This window comes from Streptomyces sp. Y7, assembly GCF_043195415.1.
In the GTDB taxonomy this organism is placed as follows: domain Bacteria; phylum Actinomycetota; class Actinomycetes; order Streptomycetales; family Streptomycetaceae; genus Streptomyces.
On sequence record NZ_JBIDDQ010000002.1, the window covers coordinates 500,435 to 517,248 of the forward strand.

The 16,814-nt window shown below is 69.7% G+C and carries 12 protein-coding genes; 8 read left to right on the forward strand and 4 right to left on the reverse strand.

The window, feature by feature from the left end; all coding sequences use genetic code 11:
• Positions 1-196 precede the first annotated feature (196 nt).
• The 5 genes from ACGFW6_RS08205 to ACGFW6_RS08225 all read left to right on the forward strand — a co-directional run bounded on the left by ACGFW6_RS08205 (position 197) and on the right by ACGFW6_RS08225 (position 4,883).
• The gene (locus ACGFW6_RS08205; protein ID WP_393505911.1) at positions 197-1,429 is read left to right on the forward strand and encodes an aminotransferase class V-fold PLP-dependent enzyme; all 1,233 of its coding nucleotides are present in this window, start codon (positions 197-199) and stop codon (positions 1,427-1,429) included.
• Complete coding sequence (locus ACGFW6_RS08210; protein WP_393505912.1) at positions 1,426-2,727, forward strand: ABC transporter substrate-binding protein; 1,302 nt, start codon at positions 1,426-1,428, stop codon at positions 2,725-2,727. The genes ACGFW6_RS08205 and ACGFW6_RS08210 overlap by 4 nt, the downstream gene beginning before the upstream one ends.
• 2 nt (positions 2,728-2,729) lie before the next feature.
• Positions 2,730-3,710 carry a carbohydrate ABC transporter permease gene (locus ACGFW6_RS08215; protein ID WP_393505914.1) on the forward strand — a complete coding sequence of 327 codons (981 nt, stop codon included), beginning with the start codon at positions 2,730-2,732 and terminating at the stop codon, positions 3,708-3,710.
• Positions 3,707-4,543 carry a carbohydrate ABC transporter permease gene (locus ACGFW6_RS08220; RefSeq protein WP_393505916.1) on the forward strand — a complete coding sequence of 279 codons (837 nt, stop codon included), beginning with the start codon at positions 3,707-3,709 and terminating at the stop codon, positions 4,541-4,543. Before ACGFW6_RS08215 ends, ACGFW6_RS08220 begins: the two co-directional genes overlap by 4 nt.
• Before the next feature lie 76 nt (positions 4,544-4,619).
• Complete coding sequence (locus tag ACGFW6_RS08225; RefSeq protein WP_393505918.1) at positions 4,620-4,883, forward strand: GlsB/YeaQ/YmgE family stress response membrane protein; 264 nt, start codon at positions 4,620-4,622, stop codon at positions 4,881-4,883.
• A 23-nt stretch (positions 4,884-4,906) separates the two neighbouring features.
• On the opposite strand, the gene ACGFW6_RS08230 is transcribed toward ACGFW6_RS08225, so the two are convergent.
• Together ACGFW6_RS08230 and ACGFW6_RS08235 are read right to left on the reverse strand one after the other, a co-directional pair.
• Positions 4,907-5,872, reverse strand: coding sequence for a YihY/virulence factor BrkB family protein (locus tag ACGFW6_RS08230; RefSeq protein WP_393505919.1), 966 nt, complete (start codon positions 5,870-5,872; stop codon positions 4,907-4,909).
• A gap of 72 nt (positions 5,873-5,944) precedes the next feature.
• Positions 5,945-7,561 (reverse strand): phospholipase D family protein, encoded by a 1,617-nt coding sequence (locus ACGFW6_RS08235; protein WP_393505921.1) that lies wholly within the window; start codon positions 7,559-7,561, stop codon positions 5,945-5,947.
• A 376-nt stretch (positions 7,562-7,937) separates the two neighbouring features.
• Between ACGFW6_RS08235 and ACGFW6_RS08240 the strand changes: the two genes are divergently transcribed.
• The 3 genes from ACGFW6_RS08240 to ACGFW6_RS08250 all read left to right on the forward strand — a co-directional run bounded on the left by ACGFW6_RS08240 (position 7,938) and on the right by ACGFW6_RS08250 (position 15,434).
• A complete protein-coding gene (locus tag ACGFW6_RS08240; RefSeq protein ID WP_393505922.1) occupies positions 7,938-12,197 on the forward strand; it encodes a HAMP domain-containing protein in 4,260 nt (1,419 codons plus the stop codon).
• A gap of 76 nt (positions 12,198-12,273) precedes the next feature.
• On the forward strand, positions 12,274-14,772 hold the full coding sequence (locus ACGFW6_RS08245; RefSeq protein WP_393505924.1) for a SpoIIE family protein phosphatase: 2,499 nt from the start codon (positions 12,274-12,276) through the stop codon (positions 14,770-14,772).
• A gap of 104 nt (positions 14,773-14,876) precedes the next feature.
• Complete coding sequence (locus ACGFW6_RS08250) at positions 14,877-15,434, forward strand: Dps family protein (protein WP_393505926.1); 558 nt, start codon at positions 14,877-14,879, stop codon at positions 15,432-15,434.
• A gap of 246 nt (positions 15,435-15,680) precedes the next feature.
• On the opposite strand, the gene ACGFW6_RS08255 is transcribed toward ACGFW6_RS08250, so the two are convergent.
• Both ACGFW6_RS08255 and ACGFW6_RS08260 read right to left on the reverse strand, forming a co-directional pair.
• A complete protein-coding gene (locus ACGFW6_RS08255) occupies positions 15,681-15,989 on the reverse strand; it encodes a hypothetical protein (protein WP_393505928.1) in 309 nt (102 codons plus the stop codon).
• 67 nt (positions 15,990-16,056) lie between these two features.
• Positions 16,057-16,689 carry a TetR/AcrR family transcriptional regulator gene (locus tag ACGFW6_RS08260; protein WP_393505931.1) on the reverse strand — a complete coding sequence of 211 codons (633 nt, stop codon included), beginning with the start codon at positions 16,687-16,689 and terminating at the stop codon, positions 16,057-16,059.
• Positions 16,690-16,814 lie beyond the last annotated feature (125 nt).

Below are 16,814 nucleotides of genomic sequence, written 5' to 3' on the forward strand. Positions count from 1 at the left end.
CATCATGCCGCCGTCCCTCGGAGCACTGTAGCGAGTCTCAGATGTGTCGGATGCGTGTCACTCGAAAGTCATCTGATGACTTTCACTGTACGACCCTTGTTTCCGCCGAGAAAGGTGGTGCAGGATGCCGAGTCATCAAACGTGTCCGGCGGAGTCTGATCTTCCGTGGATCCGCCCTGTCCAGATGTGGAGTCCTGTGAGCGAGACCGAGGTGACCACCGCACCGCGCCCTCTGCTGCTGACGGACGGCCGGCCCGCCGATCGGGCGTGGTCGCTGGATCCTGCCCTCAAGCACCTCAACCACGGCTCCTTCGGGGCGGTTCCGCTGGTGGCGCAGGAGCGGCAGGAACTGCTGCGCGTGGAGATGGAACGCTCACCCGTGGTGTGGTTCCCCGCGCTCCCCCAGCGGATCGCCGCCGCCCGTGTCGAACTCGCCGACTTCCTGCGCGTCGACGCCGGGGACCTCGCCCTGGTGCCGAACGCCAGCGCCGGCGCGAGTGTGGTCTACGCCGCCCTCACGCTGCGTCCCGGCGGCGAGATCGTCGTCACCGACCACGGCTACGGGGCCGTCACGATGGGTGCCGAGCGGCTGGCCCGGCGCTACGGCGGCCGGGTCCGTACCGCCCGGGTGCCGCTGGACGCGGACGCGGACCAGGCGTACGAGGCCGTGGTCGCCGAACTGTGCGACGCCACCGAGCTGGTCGTCGTCGACCAGATCACCTCGGCGACCGCGCGTCGCTTCCCGGTGGAGCGCATCGGGGCGGAGGCCCGCCGCCGCGGTGTCCCCGTCCTGGTCGACGGCGCACACGCGCCCGGTCTGCTCGACGCACCGCTCGCCGACGCGGCCTACGACGTCTGGACCGGAAACCTGCACAAGTGGGGCTGCGCCCCGCGCGGCACCGCGGCGCTGGTGGCCCGCGGCCCTCTGCGCGAGCTGCTCCACCCCCTCATCGACTCCTGGGCCGCGGCCGACCCGTTCCCGGACCGCTTCGACCAGCAGGGCACCGTCGACGCCACCGCCTATCTCGCCGCGCCGACGTCCCTGGCGTTCATCGAGCGCACCTGGGGCTGGCCCGCCGCCCGCCGCTACATGGACGACCTCGCCGACTACGGCGCCCGGGTCATCGGCGACGCGGTCGCCGGACCCACGGACCCGGTCGACGTCGGCATGCCCGTCCCCGGCATGCGCCTGGTACGCCTCCCGGACGGACTCGCCGCCGATCGCGTCGAGGCCGACGCCCTGCGCGACCGGGTGGCTCTCGAACTGGGCGTCGAGGCGGCCTTCACCAGCTTCGACGGCATCGGCTACATGCGCCTGTCCGCGCACGTCTACAACACCGCCGCCGACTACGAGTACTTCGCCGAGGAATGCGTCCCCGTCCTCGGCCGGTGGGCACGAGAAAACGGAAGGAAGAGGTCAGCACAATGAGAAGAAGGACGGCAGCTCTCGCGCTCGGCACCGCCGCCGCGATGGTCCTGACCGGCTGTTCCACCATGAGCCCCGAGGCGAGCGGAACAGTCACCCTCAACATGGTCGAGAGCCTGACGAACCCGACCCGCACCGACCTGCTCAAGGACCTCATAGCCGACTTCGAGCAGCAGAACCCCAAGGTCAAGGTCAACCTGGTCTCCCCACCCACCGAGCAGGCCGACCAGAAGCTCCAGCAGATGCTCCAGTCCGGCAGCGGCGTGGACGTCCTGGAGGTCCGGGACATCACCGTCGGGCCCTGGTCGAACAACGGCTGGCTCCACGACATGAAGAAGGACCTCGCCGGCTGGAAGGGCTGGGAGGCGATGACGGAGAACGCCGTCAACGCCTCGAAGGACGCCAAGGGCAAGACGTACTTCGTCCCGTACGGCTTCTACGGTCTGAGCCTCTTCTACCGCACCGACCTGATCAAGGAGGCCGGCTTCAGCAAGCCGCCGGCGACCTGGGAGGAACTGGTGGAGCAGGCCTCCGCCATCCACGACCCGGCCAAGCGCCGCTACGGCTACGCCTTCCGCGGTGGCGCCAATTCCAACAGCAACGCCACCGCCGCCATCGAGGCCTACCTCGCCGACCAGGTCGACCCGGCGAACGGCTTCAAGCTCAAGGACGGCCGTACGATCTTCGCCGCCCCCGAGGCGGAGCAGGCCATGGAGAACTACCTGAAGCTCTTCAAGCGGGCCTCCCCCAAGTCGTCGGTCGCCTGGGGCTACCCGGAGATGGTCGAGGCGTTCTCCAACGGCTCGACGGCGTTCCTGCTCCAGGACCCCGAAGTGATCGCCACGGTCTCGGAGTCGAAGTCCATCTCGAAGAACCAGTGGGGCACCGCGCCGCTCGTGGCCGGGCCCGGCGGCAAGACCGTGCAGCCGCTGGCCACGGCCGGGTGGGGTGTCGCCCAGGGCAGCGAGCACAAGGCCGAGGCCGTCAAGCTGGTCGAGTTCCTCTCCCAGGGCGAGGCGTCGACGACGTTCACCAAGAAGAACAGCCTGGTGCCCATCCTCAAGTCGGCGACCAGCGACCCGTTCTACAAGACCGGCCCCTGGTCGAGCTACGTCACGATGACCGAGCAGCCGGACAAGTACCTGGTCGTCACCCAGCCTCGCGGCGTCACCTGGTGGGCCGAGTGGCAGCAGAAGGCGGACGCCGACGTGCAGAAGCTGATCCTCGGGAAGACCACGCCCAAGAAGCTGGTCGCCGGCTGGGACGCGTACTGGACCGAGAAGTGGCAGCAGGAGCAGTAGACATGTCCGTCACGTCCACAACGGCGACGAAGACGAAGACGCCGGGCAGTGGGGAGACCTCGCACAAGCGGGGTCTCCCCCGCGGGGGCCGGCGGCGGGAGTTCACCACCCGGCGCGGTCTGCAGATCGCCGCGTTCATGGCGCCGGCCGCGGTCTTCGTGGCGGTGTTCACGTACTACCCCATGATCGCGGGCGGCCAGATGGCCTTCCGCAACTGGAAGTTGACCGATCTGACCGACACCTCCTGGGTCGGGCTGAAGAACTTCAGCGACGTCTTCGCCGACCCGGCCTGGGGCACCGTCCTCGGCAACAGCGCGATCTGGGTGTTCGGTTCGATCGTGCCCCAGCTGGTGATCGGCTTCGCGCTGGCGCTGTGGCTGCGCCGCCGGTTCCGCTTCCGCGGGCTCTACCAGGCGCTGATCTTCTTTCCCTGGGCGATCTCCGGATTCCTCATCGGCATCCTGTTCCGCTGGCTGTTCAACAGCGAGTTCGGTGTCGTCAACGACCTGCTGCAGAAGGCGGGTCTGATCGACGAGCCGATCGCCTGGCTGGCGGATCCGAAGACGGCGATGGTGGCCGTGCTCATCGCCAACATCTGGTACGGCGTCACCTTCTTCGCGATCATGATCCTGGCGGCGCTCCAGTCGATCCCCGACGAGCTGTACGAGGCGGCGGCACTGGACGGCGCGGGCAAGGCGCGCACGCTCTTCCAGATCACCATCCCGTACATCCGCACCACGCTGGCGCTGACCGTGCTGCTGCGGGTGATCTGGATCTTCAACTTCCCCGACCTGATCTTCGGCATGACCGGGGGCGGGCCGAACAACGAGACGCACATCGTGACCACCTGGATGATCAAGATCACTCAGCAGGGCGACTACGGCAGGGCGTCCGCGCTCGGCCTCCTCGTGGTGGCCGCGCTGCTGGTGTTCGCGGTGTTCTTCCTCATGGCCACGCGCGAGAAGAAAGGAGTGCGGCGATGATCGGCAAGGAGTCCGGGGCCGGCCGGGCCGTCAAGTTCACCTTCCTCGGCGTGTGGCTGCTCTTCACCGTCTTCCCCCTCTACTGGATCACCGTCACCTCGCTCAAGGCACCCGGCGACATCTTCAAGTTCCCGCTCGCCTACTGGCCCGAGCGGTTCTCGCTGGAGAACTACAGCGGGCTGTTCGGCACGGCCGACTTCGGGACCTACCTGACCAACAGCCTCATCGTCTCCACGGTGGCCGGCGCCACGGCAACGGCGATCTCGATGCTCTCGGCGTACGTGCTGGCCCGGTTCGAGTTCCGTACCAAGTCGGCTCTGCTGATGGCCGCGCTGGTCACCCAGATGATCCCGTCCTTCATCGCGCTGGGGCCGCTGTACCTGCTGATGACGGACCTGAAGCTGGTCGACAACCGCCTCGGCCTGATCCTCGTCTACATCGCGGTGTGCATCCCGTTCTGCACGGTGATGCTGCGCGGCTTCTTCGAGAACATCCCGGACGCGCTGGAGGAGGCCGCCATGATCGACGGCCTGTCACGGTTCTCGGCCCTGTTCCGGGTCCTGCTGCCGGTGATGCGCCCGGGCATCATCGCGGCGTTCATCTTCAACTTCGTCAACTGCTGGAACGAGCTCTTCCTGTCGGTGACGCTCATGAACAGCGACAGCAACAAGACCGTCCCCACAGCGCTGAACGGCTTCATCTCCAGCTTCAACATCGACTGGGGCTCGATGTCCGCGGCGGCGGTGCTCACCATCCTGCCCACCATGCTCCTGTTCGCCTTCGCCAGCCGCCACATCGTGCAGGGCCTCACTTCGGGGGCGGTGAAGGGCTGAAAGAAGCGGAGAGGACTCGAATCAATTCGAACGGGTACTCGTATGCCACCAACGAGTGAGGGGTGGTATACCGCTCATGGAGATCTCAGGCGTCATCAGCGCCATTCTCATCGGCATTGTGATCGGTGTTCTGGGCCGGCTCGTCATTCCCGGCCGCCAGCGCATCGGGGTCCTCTGGACCATCGCCATCGGCATCATCGCCGCGTTCATCGGAACCGGCATCGCCTCCGGCCTCGACGTCGCCGACACCGACGGCGTCGACTGGGTCGAGTGGCTCTTCCAGATCGCTCTCGCGGCGCTCGGCGTCGCCGCAGTCAGCAAGGTGAAGGTGCGCCGCTGACCGAACCGGCTCCCGGCGCGGCCTCATTCGCCCGGTCCCGGGTCCGGCCGCACCGGGGATTCGATGCCGGCCCGGGCCGCTTCGAGCTGTGCGGCGAACGCGATGCCGAGGAAGAGGGCGACGGCGGTGAGGTTGGCCCACAGCAGCAGGGCGATGAACGCGGTCAGAGGCCCGTACACGGCGCCGAAGGCACCGCTCTCCTCGACGTACAGGGCGAGGAGCCAGGTGGCCGACACCCACAGCAGGAGGTGCACGGCGGAGCCGAACGCCAGCCAGGTGTAACCGGGCTGGACCCGGCGGGGCGACCAGCGGAAGATCACGGCGGAGGCCACCCAGGCCAGCGCGAGCCCCACGGGGATGTCGAGCACACCCCACCACTGCGGTCCGCCGCCGTCCCGCCCGGCGGACTCCGCCACCGCGTCCCCCACGGCCTCCCCGGCGACGAGGACGACGAACCCGAGGACCAGGGGCAGTCCCGCGGCGAGGGCGAGTGCCATCGCCCGCCCGTACTTCCGGGGGAAGGGACGGTCGCGCTCGATGCCGTAGATACGGTTGGCGCCGCGCTCGATCTGGCCCATGGCCGAGGCCAGGTTCAGCAGCGCGAAGCCCAGGCCGAGCCACAGGGCGAGTGTGCTCCAGACGTCGCCGTGGGCGGTGCGCCGGGTGCCCTGGAACGCGTCCTCGACGATGTCGGCGCTCGCGCCCGGAACGATCCGGCCGAGCGTGTGCTCGATGATCCGGCCCACGCCCTCCGTGTGCACGGACGTGGCCAGCCCGACCAGCGCCACCGTGCACGGCACCAGCCCCAGCACCACCTGGAAGGCGAGGGCCCGCGCGTTGGTGAAGCCGTCGGCGTAGCGGAACCGTTTGAACGAGTCGGTCAGCAGCCGCAGTCCGCCGTAGTGGCGCAGGGCGGCGAACGCCTCGTCTCCGGAGAGCTCTTCCCCGAGCATGTCCCGGGTCTGCGGGACGTGGACGGCAGTGCCCATGGTGTCGAGGCTCCTCGCTTCGCGGCTGCTTCCTGTCCGGATGCCCCAAGAAGCGCCTCGTCCATCACGCCATCAGTACGCGTTGCGGCGCCGCAACCCGAAGGGCCGGCCGTCCGGGTCGACGAGGAGACGGTGCAGCGGCGTGCAGAGCGTCTTCGTCGTACGCGAGAGGCTCGGCGGGCGATACGCGCGCAGCCGTCCGGGGGGTCTCGGGCCGCGGCGGCCGTTGTCGTGCCAGGCGTCCAGCGCGGCGGCGCTCGCCGCGAAGGCGTCGAAGGCCCGCACGGGATCGCAGAGCGCGTCCGGCGCGTGCGGAGCCGAGGGCGCCGCGAGATCCAGATGCTCCCGCGAGAGTTCCAGGCGCAGCTCCCTGGCGAAGGCACGTGCGCCGTCCCCGAGGCCCGCGGGGTCGCGCGGCTCGCGCGGGTCGGCCGTCTCGTCGAGCACGGCACAGGTGAGTTCCGAATCATGGGTCCAGGAACGGAGGTTGACGTTGTCCGAGCCGACCGAGGCCCAGACGTCGTCGATCACGCACACCTTCGCGTGGACGTACACCGGTGTCCCGGCGTGGTTCTCGACCCCGTACACCGCGACCCGCCCGCCGGCGGCGCGCCGCAGCCGGTCCAGGGCGGTGATCCGGCCGATCAGGTTCATCGGGAGGGTGAGCCGGCCGTCCTGCTCGGGCACGGAGGGGATGACCGCGATCAGGCGCAGGCCCTCATGGGCGCTCAGTGCCTCGGCGAAGCACTCCACCACCTGCGGTGACCACAGGTACTGATCCTCCAGGTAGATCAGCGACCGGGCCCGTCGCAGTGCCTTGCGGTAGCCGCGGGCGATGCTGCGCTCGCCGTCGGGGGCGAAGTCGTATCCGCTCAGCAGCCGGTTGGGGTAGGTGCGCAGCACCTGGAGGGTCTGGGTGCCGCACGGCGAGGGGTCGGGGGTCTGGGGCGGCAGCCGGTCGGCTTCCGTGTCCTCCCGGTGAGCGAGTTCCCGCAGGCGGACGAAGGGGCTGCGGGTGAGCGGCGCGGGATCTTCCCAGCGTTCGCGGAACACGGCCTCGATGTCGCCCACGGCCGGTCCGCGGATCGCGAGCTGGACGTCGTGCCACGGCGGGTGCGGCCCGTAGGCTGCGGCGATGCGCAGCGACTGCCGGTCGCCGCTGTGCGTGGCGTCGTCGTTGCGGTTGTGGCAGAGGTCGATGCCGCCGGCGAAGGCGATGTCGCGTTCGGGGCGGGACGCGTGGCGGAGCACGACGAGTTTCTGGTGGTGCGAGCCGCCGGGGCGCACCCTCATGTCGAGCAGGCATTCGCCGCCGGCCGCCTCGATCTCCTCGCCGAGATGACGGTTCTCGGCCTCACTGAACTGGAAGCGGTCCAGGTGGGAGCGCCACAGCAGCCCCTTGACGATCACTCCGCGGCGCGCCGCCTCGGCCAGGACCCGGCCGATCTCGCTGCCGGGGCCGTCCAGGCGTTCGTCCGGGTCGCCGCGCCAGTCGGTGAACAGCAGCAGGTCCCCTTCCCGCTGCGCCCTGATCGCGCGCAGAAGTTCGCGGAAGTACGTCGCCCCGTGGATCAGGGGCCGCACGAGGTTGCCGTGCGACCATGCCGTTCGTTCCGGCCGACGGCCGTCCAGACGTGTGGCGCTGTTGCCGCGTTCGCCCGAGGTCAACAGCCATTCGGTGAGTTCCACTGCGCAGCCCCTCCAGACGGGGCACACGGGTACCCCGCCCGCGCCTTCTCATCCACGACCCGCATGCGTGCCGGGGCCCGTCGATGACGCCCGTGCCGGGCCCGCGTGGAGGCGTACGGAGCGGCGGCGCCGAACTCGGACGAGTACCCGTCCGCGCCTGAGGACATGCTTCCCCGGCCACGGTTTTCCGCGCTGTCCCAACCTTTGAGGGGGGCTTTTGTTGTCGCCTGACAACTGAGTTAATCTTCACCAGATTTCCTCATCCGGTCAAAGCCGTGAACAGCACAAATGCGACCGGTGAGGGGGCCTTTCACAGGCCCGGCGCGGTTCCGAGTCCTCGGTGTGGGGGCTCTTGGGGAGCGGAACGAGGGTGCGCATGACGAGCAAGACGATCGAGGCCGTCGAAGGAGCCTCCGGCGAGCAGGAGCTGCGGCAGCTGCTGGCCGGACTCACCGCCGTGCGGGACGGCGACTTCGGCACCCGGCTGCCGTCCGACGGCGAGGGTCTGCTCGGAGACATCGCCACCGTCTTCAACGGCATGGTGGACCAGCTCTCCGTGTTCACCTCCGAGGTGACCAGGGTGGCCCGTGAGGTCGGCACCGAGGGAACCCTGGGCGGCCAGGCCGAGGTGCCGGGCGTCTCGGGCACCTGGGCCGACCTGACCGACTCGGTCAACGCCATGGCGGGCAACCTGACCACCCAGGTGCGCGACATCGCGCAGGTGGCCACCGCCGTCGCCAAGGGCGATCTGTCGCAGAAGGTCGACGTCCCCGCGCGGGGCGAGATCCTGCAGCTCAAGGAGACCGTCAACACGATGGTCGACCAGCTCTCCGCCTTCGCCGACGAAGTCACCCGCGTCGCCCGCGAGGTCGGCAGCGAGGGACGCCTCGGCGGGCAGGCGCAGGTGCCCGGCGTGGGCGGTGTGTGGCGTGACCTGACGGATTCGGTCAACTTCATGGCCGGCAACCTCACGTCCCAGGTCCGCAACATCGCCCAGGTGACCACCGCGGTCGCCCAGGGCGACCTCTCGCAGAAGATCACCGTGGACGCCCGCGGCGAGATCCTCCAGCTCAAGAACACCATCAACACGATGGTCGACCAGCTCTCCGCCTTCGCCGACGAAGTCACCCGCGTCGCACGAGAAGTCGGCACCGAGGGACGCCTCGGAGGTCAGGCGGACGTCAAGGGCGTCAAGGGCACCTGGCGCGATCTCACGGACTCCGTGAACTTCATGGCGGGCAACCTCACCGCGCAGGTCCGTAACGTCGCCCAGGTGGCCACGGCCGTGGCGCAGGGCGACCTCTCGCAGAAGATCACCGTGGACGCGCGCGGCGAGATCCTGGAGCTGAAGACCACCATCAACACGATGGTCGACCAGCTCTCCGCCTTCGCCGACGAAGTGACCCGCGTGGCCCGCGAGGTCGGCACGGAGGGCAATCTCGGCGGCCAGGCGATCGTCCGTGGCGTCTCGGGGACCTGGAAGGACCTGACGGACAACGTCAACGTGATGGCGTCGAACCTGACCGGTCAGGTCCGCTCGATCGCCAAGGTGGCGACCGCGGTCGCCCGCGGTGACCTGTCCCAGAAGATCACGGTCGAGGCCAAGGGCGAGGTCGCGGCCCTGGCGGACGTCATCAACACCATGGTCGACACCCTGTCCGCGTTCGCTGACGAGGTGACCCGCGTCGCCCGCGAAGTCGGCACCGAGGGGCGCCTGGGAGGCCAGGCGCACGTGCCGAACGTGGCCGGGACGTGGAAGGACCTCACCGACAACGTCAACTCCATGGCCAACAACCTCACCGGCCAGGTACGCAACATCGCCCTGGTGACGACGGCGGTGGCCAACGGCGACCTGTCGAAGAAGATCGACGTCGACGCCCGCGGCGAGATCCTGGAGCTGAAGACCACCATCAACACGATGGTCGACCAGCTGTCGTCGTTCGCCGCCGAGGTCACCCGTGTCGCCCGTGAGGTCGGCAGCGAGGGCCGGCTCGGCGGGCAGGCGGAGGTCGAGGGCGTCGAGGGCACCTGGAAGCGCCTGACGGAGAACGTCAACGAGCTGGCCGGGAACCTCACGCGCCAGGTCCGGGCGATCGCCGAGGTCGCCAGCGCCGTCGCCGAGGGCGACCTGACCCGCTCGATCACCGTCGAGGCGTCGGGCGAGGTCGCCGAGCTCAAGGACAACATCAACTCCATGGTGGGCTCCCTGCGCGAGACCACCCGGGCCAACCAGGAACAGGACTGGCTCAAGACCAACCTCGCCCGGATCTCCGGCCTGATGCAGGGCCACCGGGACCTGCCCGTGGTCGCCGAGCTCGTCATGGACGAGCTCGCGCCGCTGGTCTCGGCGCAGTACGGCGCCTTCTACGCCGCCGAGGACACCGCGCGCGGACCCGAACTGCGACTGGTGGGGTCCTACGGCTATCCCGACGACACCGACCGGCCCGAGCGCATCCGGGTCGGACGCTCCCTGGTCGGGCAGGCCGCGCGCAACCGCCGTCCCGTCAGCGTGGAAGAGCTGCCGCCGGACTACGTGAGGATCTCCTCCAGCCTCGGGCAGACGGTGCCCAGCGCGCTGGTGGTCCTGCCCATCGTGGTCGAGGACCAGGTCCTCGGTGTCATCGAGCTGGCGTCCGTCACCCGCTTCACGCAGATCCACCAGGACTTCCTCGGCCAGCTGATGCCGACCATCGGCGTCAACCTCAACACCATCGTGGCGAACGTGCGCACCGACGAGCTTCTCGTGGAGTCGCAGCGGCTGACCGCCGAACTCCAGGAGCGCTCCGCGGAGTTGCAGGTGCAGCAGGACGAACTGCAGCGTTCCAACGCCGAACTGGAGGAGAAGGCCTCCCTGCTGGCCTCGCAGAACCGCGACATCGAGGCCAAGAACCTCCAGATCGAGCAGGCGCGGCAGGAACTGGAGACCCGCGCGCAGCAGCTGGCCCTGGCGTCGAAGTACAAGTCGGAGTTCCTGGCGAACATGAGCCACGAACTGCGCACCCCGCTCAACAGCCTGCTGATCCTCGCGCAGTTGCTGGCGCAGAACCCCTCGCGCAATCTCACCCCGAAGCAGGTCGAGTACGCGGGCATCATCCACTCGGCCGGCTCGGACCTGCTGCAACTGATCAACGACATCCTGGACCTGTCGAAGGTCGAGGCAGGCAAGATGGACGTCACTCCCGAGTGCGTCGAGCTGCGCGAGCTGGTGGAGTACGTCGAGGCGACGTTCCGCCCGATGACGACGCAGAAGAGTCTGGAGTTCTCGGTGGCCGCCGCGCCAGGGACACCGGTCGACCTGCTCACCGACGGTGCCCGGTTGCGGCAGGTCCTGCGCAATCTGCTGTCGAACGCGCTGAAGTTCACCGAGCAGGGAAGCGTCGAGCTGCGCATCGAACCCGCAGAGGACCGCGAGGTTCCCATGAGCGTCCACCGCAGCAGTCCGATCGTGGCCTTCCACGTCAAGGACACCGGCATCGGCATCCCCGAACAGCAGTTGGAGACGATCTTCGGAGCGTTCCAGCAGGCGGACGGCACCACCAGCCGCAAGTACGGCGGCACCGGCCTCGGCCTGTCCATCACCCGCGAGATCGCCCATCTGCTCGGCGGTGCCGTCACGGTCCGGAGCACGCCCGGCCAGGGCAGCACCTTCACGCTCTATCTCCCGGTGGCCCGCGCCGACTTCGAGGGCGTGTTCGGCGGTGGGGCGGTGGAGCAGCCGCAGCCCGTCGAGCTCCCGCCGGCCGTACCGTCGGAGACACCCTCGATCAAGGCTCCCGAGCGCCGCAGGCGCCGCCTGCTCGTCGTCGAAGGCCGGACACGCGGGCTGCTCACCCTGGTCGCCGAGCGCGCGGTCGCGGACATCGCGCCCGATGCCGACGACCCACGCGCCGCGATCGACATCATCACGGCGGTCGGGGCGCAGGAGGCGGCGAGCGCGCTGGCCGACGAACCCTGCCACTGCGTCGTCCTGGAGCTCGGGATGCCCGACGACGAGGGGACGCGGCTGCTGCAGGCCATGGAGGGCGACTCGGCGCTGGCCAGTGTGCCCGTGCTCGTGCACACCGGACACCATGTGGACCTGGCTCAGGAGCAGTTGCTGCGCTCGCGGGCGGACGGCCGGCCACTGGCCTTCCTCTCCAGCCTGGACGAGCTGCGCGAACGCATCACGCTGCACCTGTCCGCCGAGGAGCCCGGGGACGTCCTTCAGCTGGTGCGCACCGAGGAATCGCAGCGCGCGCTCCCGCAGGTCGTCGACAACACCCTCTTCGGCCGTACGGTGCTCGTGGTCGACGACGACGCGCGCAACCTCTTCGCCCTCAGCGGGGCGCTGGAGCTCCACGGCTTCCATGTGCTGCACGCCGACAACGGCCGCGAGGGCATCGAGACGCTGCTCGCCCACAAGGACGTCGCGCTGGTCCTGATGGACGTGATGATGCCGGAGATGGACGGTTACGCCGCCACCGCCGAGATCCGCTCCATGCCCCAGTACGCCGACCTGCCCATCATCGCGGTCACCGCCAAGGCCATGCCGGGGGACCAGGAGAAGAGCCTGGCGTCCGGCGCCAACGACTATGTCACCAAGCCCGTCGACACCAACGACCTCCTCAGCCGCGTCCAACGCTGGCTGACCATGTGACGGGCGGTCACGCTGCCGTGCGCATCAACCGACCGCCTGGCGTCCTCGGACGTCCCAGCCGAGGAACGGGTCACCCGTGAGCAATCCCCACCGTCCGACCGAGCCGGAGACGGCCGGTACTCCGGCGAGCGCCGAGCTGGTTCCCTCCGATCGGTCCCCCGCGGTGGCCGTGGCCGGCGACGGCGAAGTCCGGACCGGGACCGACGTGGCCGTACAGGGCGAGGACCCCCGCCGCTCCCCCGTCGGCAGACTCGCGGCGACCGTGGAACGGCTGCGCGGAGAGGTGCAGGCGGCCCAGAGCGAGGCGGACGGGCGAGCCCTGATCGAGCTGGCCAAGGGCATCCTCGTCGAGCGGCTCGGGTGCGGTCCCACCCAGGCGGCACGGCAACTCGCTGAGCTCACCGAGCAGGCGGGCATGACCCCTCTCGAATTCGCCGTCGAGGTCATCAACCAGGCCTCGGGCGACCGGCTGTCGGAGGTGGCCACCGCCTTCCTGCACAGCACGACGGGCGGCGCCGAAGCCACCGACCCGCCGCACACCGACTCCTCCGCCCTGCGGCTGCGGGCCGCCGAGAGCGGTGCGCTGGCCGCTCGTGACGCGCAGGCCGTGGCCGACTCCCTGATGGAACACGCCCTGCGGCCGCTCGGCGCGGAAGCGGTGGCCATCTGGTCGCTGGGCAGCGACGGCTCACTCACCCTGGCGGGCAGCGCCGGGTTCGCGGTCGCCGAGGCGGAACGCTGGCGGTACGTGCCACCGGGCGTGGCGACGGTGGCGCGCCGCGGGCTCGGTGAGCGGTCCGGGCACTGGATCGGCTCCCTGTCCGAGACCGGGCTGCCCTCCATCGGCCAGCACCAGCACCCCGACGGCGGCCGGGCGGCCGTACCCGCCGACGCCGGCGGCCGGATCCACGGCGTGCTGGAGATCGTCTGGCCCTCTCCTCTGCTGCCTCAGCCCCCGCAGATCGTCCGTCAGGTCGAGGCCCTGGCGGAGCTGTGCGCGCACACGCTGGAGACCACCGCTCCGCGCCGCCCCGACGAGGACTGGCGGCCCGGCGTTCCGCAGGACGTCACCGAACTGATGGATCTGGCCGACAGCCTGCACGACCCCACGCTGGTGCTCGTACCGCACCTGGACGCCGAGGGGGAACTGCTCGACTTCCGCATCCGCCACGTCAACAGCCGCTTCCTCGACCCGAGCGGCCGGCCCCGCGGCGTCGTCAACGGCTCCCTGCTGCTGGAGGCGTACCCGATGGCGGCCGGCGAGAGCGAGCTGTTCGAGCAGATCGAACGGGTCTACGCCACAGGCGAGCCGTTCCGCGCCCGTCGCATGCGGCTGACCGCGCTGGTCGACGACATCCCGCTGGCGGCGGTCGCCGACGTCGACATCAGCCGGTACGGCCGCTGCGTCCTGCTCATCTGGCGCATGGAGGACGAGACGGCCCGGCTGGCGAGCCTGTTGCAACACGCCCAGCGCCTCGGCCGCATCGGCGGGTTCGAGGAGAACCTCCTCACCGGTGAGATCACCTGGAACGTCCAGCTCTACAGCCTCTACGGCAAGTCCCCCGCGAGCGGCCCTATCCCGTTGGAGGACCTCCCGGCCCACGCCCACCCGGACGACGCGGTCGCCATCGGCAGGTTCCTGCGCACGCTGCTGCACCACCGGAGTCCGGCGTCCGTGGCCTTCCGGCTGCAGCGGCCCGACAGTGTGACCCGGCACATCCGCGTGGTGGCCGAACCGGAACTCGACTCCGATGGCCGGCTGTTCGTCGTACGGGGCGCCTACCAGGACATCTCCGCGCACCACTGGACGGAGGTCGCGCTCGCCGCGACACGGGACCAGCTCGCCCACTCCGAGCAGCAGGCCCGCGAACGCAACCGGCTCACGCTCCAGTTGCAGCACGCGATCATGCCCCCGGCGCAGGCTCCCCTGGACGCGCCCGGCCTCCAGGTGGCCGTCCGCTACCGGCCCGCGGAGACCCAGCATCTCGTCGGCGGCGACTGGTACGACGCGGTCGTGCTGCCGTCCCGGCTGGTGCTGCTGTGCGTGGGAGACGTCGCCGGACACGGCATCGACGCGGCCACCAGCATGGTCGTCCTGCGCAACGCGCTGCGCGGCCTCGCCGTGACGGGCGCGGGGCCCACCCAGTTGCTGTCCTGGCTCAACATGGTGGCCCACCATCTGACCGGCGGCGTCACCGCCACGGCGGTCTGCGGCCTGTACGACCCCGACCGCCGGACCCTGCGCTGGGCCAGGGCCGGTCATCTGCCGCCCGTGCTCGTGCGCGACGGTGAAGCGACGCCTCTGCCCCTGGTCAAGGGGCTGCTGATCGGTGCGGTGCCCGAGGCGGCGTACGAGGAGCACGAGGTCCAGCTGGCCGTCGGTGACACCTTGCTGATGTACACGGACGGCCTGATCGAACGCCGTGACCGGTCCGTGGAGGAGTCTCTGACGCAGCTGCTGGCCGCCGCGCGGACGGTGCCGCCCTCGCTCGACCAGCAGCTGGACCGTCTGCTCACGTACAGCAAGTCCGACACCGACGACGACACGTGCATCGTGGGCGTCCGTCTGGCCTAGGGGCCGTGGTCAGATCGCTCGATGAAAGCCACGTCACAGGTCTGCGATCACGAAAGCGGGGCACCTGAAGTCGTACTTCATCCCTACGGACAGGAGTTGCGACCATGGCGAAGGACCTCACCCCCAAGTACACCGTGCCCGGCATCGAGCGTGCGGAGGCCGGCCGGCTCATCGACGTCCTCCGCATGCGGCTGCACACCCTCAACGACCTCCACCTCACGCTCAAGCACGTCCACTGGAACGTCGTCGGACCCCATTTCATCGCCGTGCACCAGATGATCGACCCGCAGGTCGACCGGGTGCGGGACATGGCCGACGACGTGGCCGAGCGCATCGCCGCACTCGGTGGAGTCGCGCAGGGCACGCCGGGTTCCCTGGTCCGGGAGCGGACCTGGGACGACTACTCGATCGGCCGCGAGGACGCCATCGCCCACCTCGGTGCGCTGGACATCGTCTACACGGGGGTCATCGAGGACGTCCGCGCCGCGATCAAGGTCGTCGGGGAGATCGACCCGGCGACGGAGGACCTCCTCATCGAACAGCTGCGGGACCTCGAGCAGTTCCAGTGGTTCGTCCGGGCCCACCTCGAGAGCGCCGGCGGCACGTTGACGACGGCTCGGGTGGACACGGAACGGGACGCCGCCAAGGCCGCCAAGGCCTGAGCCGAGCCGTCCGACACCGGGCTGGTGGGCGCGTGCCGGGTCACGACGGGGCGGAGGCGGCCGCCTCGGCCGGTACGCGCCGCCGCCCGCCTTCCCGTCGCCCAGGACACCGGCGACGCGTGAACGGTCCATCGCCCGGCCTCGCTCTCGCCAGGGGCCAGGAGTAGCGCACGTCGCGTGAGCAGCACGCTCAGCGACTCCTCGACCATGCGCACCTGTCTGATCAGGTCTTCGTCGGGCTCCGGCTCATGCTCCCGGTACGGGTGCTGCTCGTGCCCACAACTCCGGTGCCCCAGAGCGCCGTCGACCGCCTCCAGCGCCCATCTCGCCTGCGCCACGACGCCGTCGCCCGGTTGCCCCGGCGATGGAGGGGGCCATCATCCGCAGCCCCATCGTCCACACATGGGCCGCCTCCCCGCCGGGTTCGGCGGCGAGGCGCGCGGCGCGGTCGAGGACCCTGCGGTCGTACGCGTCGTTGAGGAGGTCGTCGTACTCCTCGCGGACCTCGCCCCAGCAACGGGCCAGTTCATCGAGCGCTGTTCCGTCGGCGATCACCCGCTGAGCGTCAGCGGATCGAGGTGGCCCGACGGCTCCCTGCTCGGTGCACGCCCGCCGAGCGGCCCTACTTGACCCGGTACGCCCGGAGGAAGGTCCGCACTCCTTCGACGACGAGCGGCTGGACGCGCGGGTCCTCCGCGGCGTTCGCCGAGCCGTATCTGTTGAGTGAGACGCCGAAGGTCAGCGCGATGAACTGGTCAGCCGCGAGTCGGGCGTCGGGGACGTCGAGGAGTCCGGCCTCGGCGAAGGCGGCGAATCGCTCGGCGAGTGCCTCGTCAGGGGTGTCGGCCATGGAGTTCTCGCCCCCGTCCGGCAGTTGGCCGAACTGGGTTCTGACGAGCCGTTGCAGCGTGGCGTACTCCGCCGACCCCAGCATGTCGGTCGCGATGCGCATCGAGAAGGTGACGAGGACGTCCTCCAGGTCGGCGGCCTCGGTCGGATCGGTGAGGGTGTCGTCGAGGATGCGCCGGATCGTGGTGACCAGGGACTGACCGACGCCGTCGACGACTGCTTGCAGCAGCGTCTGCTTGTCGCCGAAGTAGTCGTAGACCGTCCGCTTGGAGACGCCGGCCCGCGCCGCGACCGCGTCCACGCTGGACCGGTCGAAGCCGTCGGAGAGGAACAGTTCCCGGGCCGCGGTGAGGATCGCGGCCCGCTTCTGCGTGGACCCCTCGCGCAATGTCTTCGTGGTCGGCATGGTCCCATCCTAACCGAACTTTACTGCACGGTGTAGTGTAGTCTCCGATGAGGCGAGGCCGTCGTGCCGCCGCGACGACCACGCCCTGGACTCGGCCTTCAGAGTCTCGATCAAGGCCCGTGCCG

Bases quoted from the DNA above. Each gene is read 5' to 3' on its own strand.
- ACGFW6_RS08260 (WP_393505931.1), bottom strand. From the start codon at position 16,689: ATGCCGACCACGAAGACATTGCGCGAGGGGTCCACGCAGAAGCGGGCC.
- ACGFW6_RS08220 (WP_393505916.1), top strand. From the start codon at position 3,707: ATGATCGGCAAGGAGTCCGGGGCCGGCCGGGCCGTCAAGTTCACCTTC.
- ACGFW6_RS08225 (WP_393505918.1), top strand. From the start codon at position 4,620: ATGGAGATCTCAGGCGTCATCAGCGCCATTCTCATCGGCATTGTGATC.
- ACGFW6_RS08210 (WP_393505912.1), top strand. From the start codon at position 1,426: ATGAGAAGAAGGACGGCAGCTCTCGCGCTCGGCACCGCCGCCGCGATG.
- ACGFW6_RS08230 (WP_393505919.1), bottom strand. From the start codon at position 5,872: ATGGGCACTGCCGTCCACGTCCCGCAGACCCGGGACATGCTCGGGGAA.
- ACGFW6_RS08215 (WP_393505914.1), top strand. From the start codon at position 2,730: ATGTCCGTCACGTCCACAACGGCGACGAAGACGAAGACGCCGGGCAGT.
- ACGFW6_RS08250 (WP_393505926.1), top strand. From the start codon at position 14,877: ATGGCGAAGGACCTCACCCCCAAGTACACCGTGCCCGGCATCGAGCGT.
- ACGFW6_RS08240 (WP_393505922.1), top strand. From the start codon at position 7,938: ATGACGAGCAAGACGATCGAGGCCGTCGAAGGAGCCTCCGGCGAGCAG.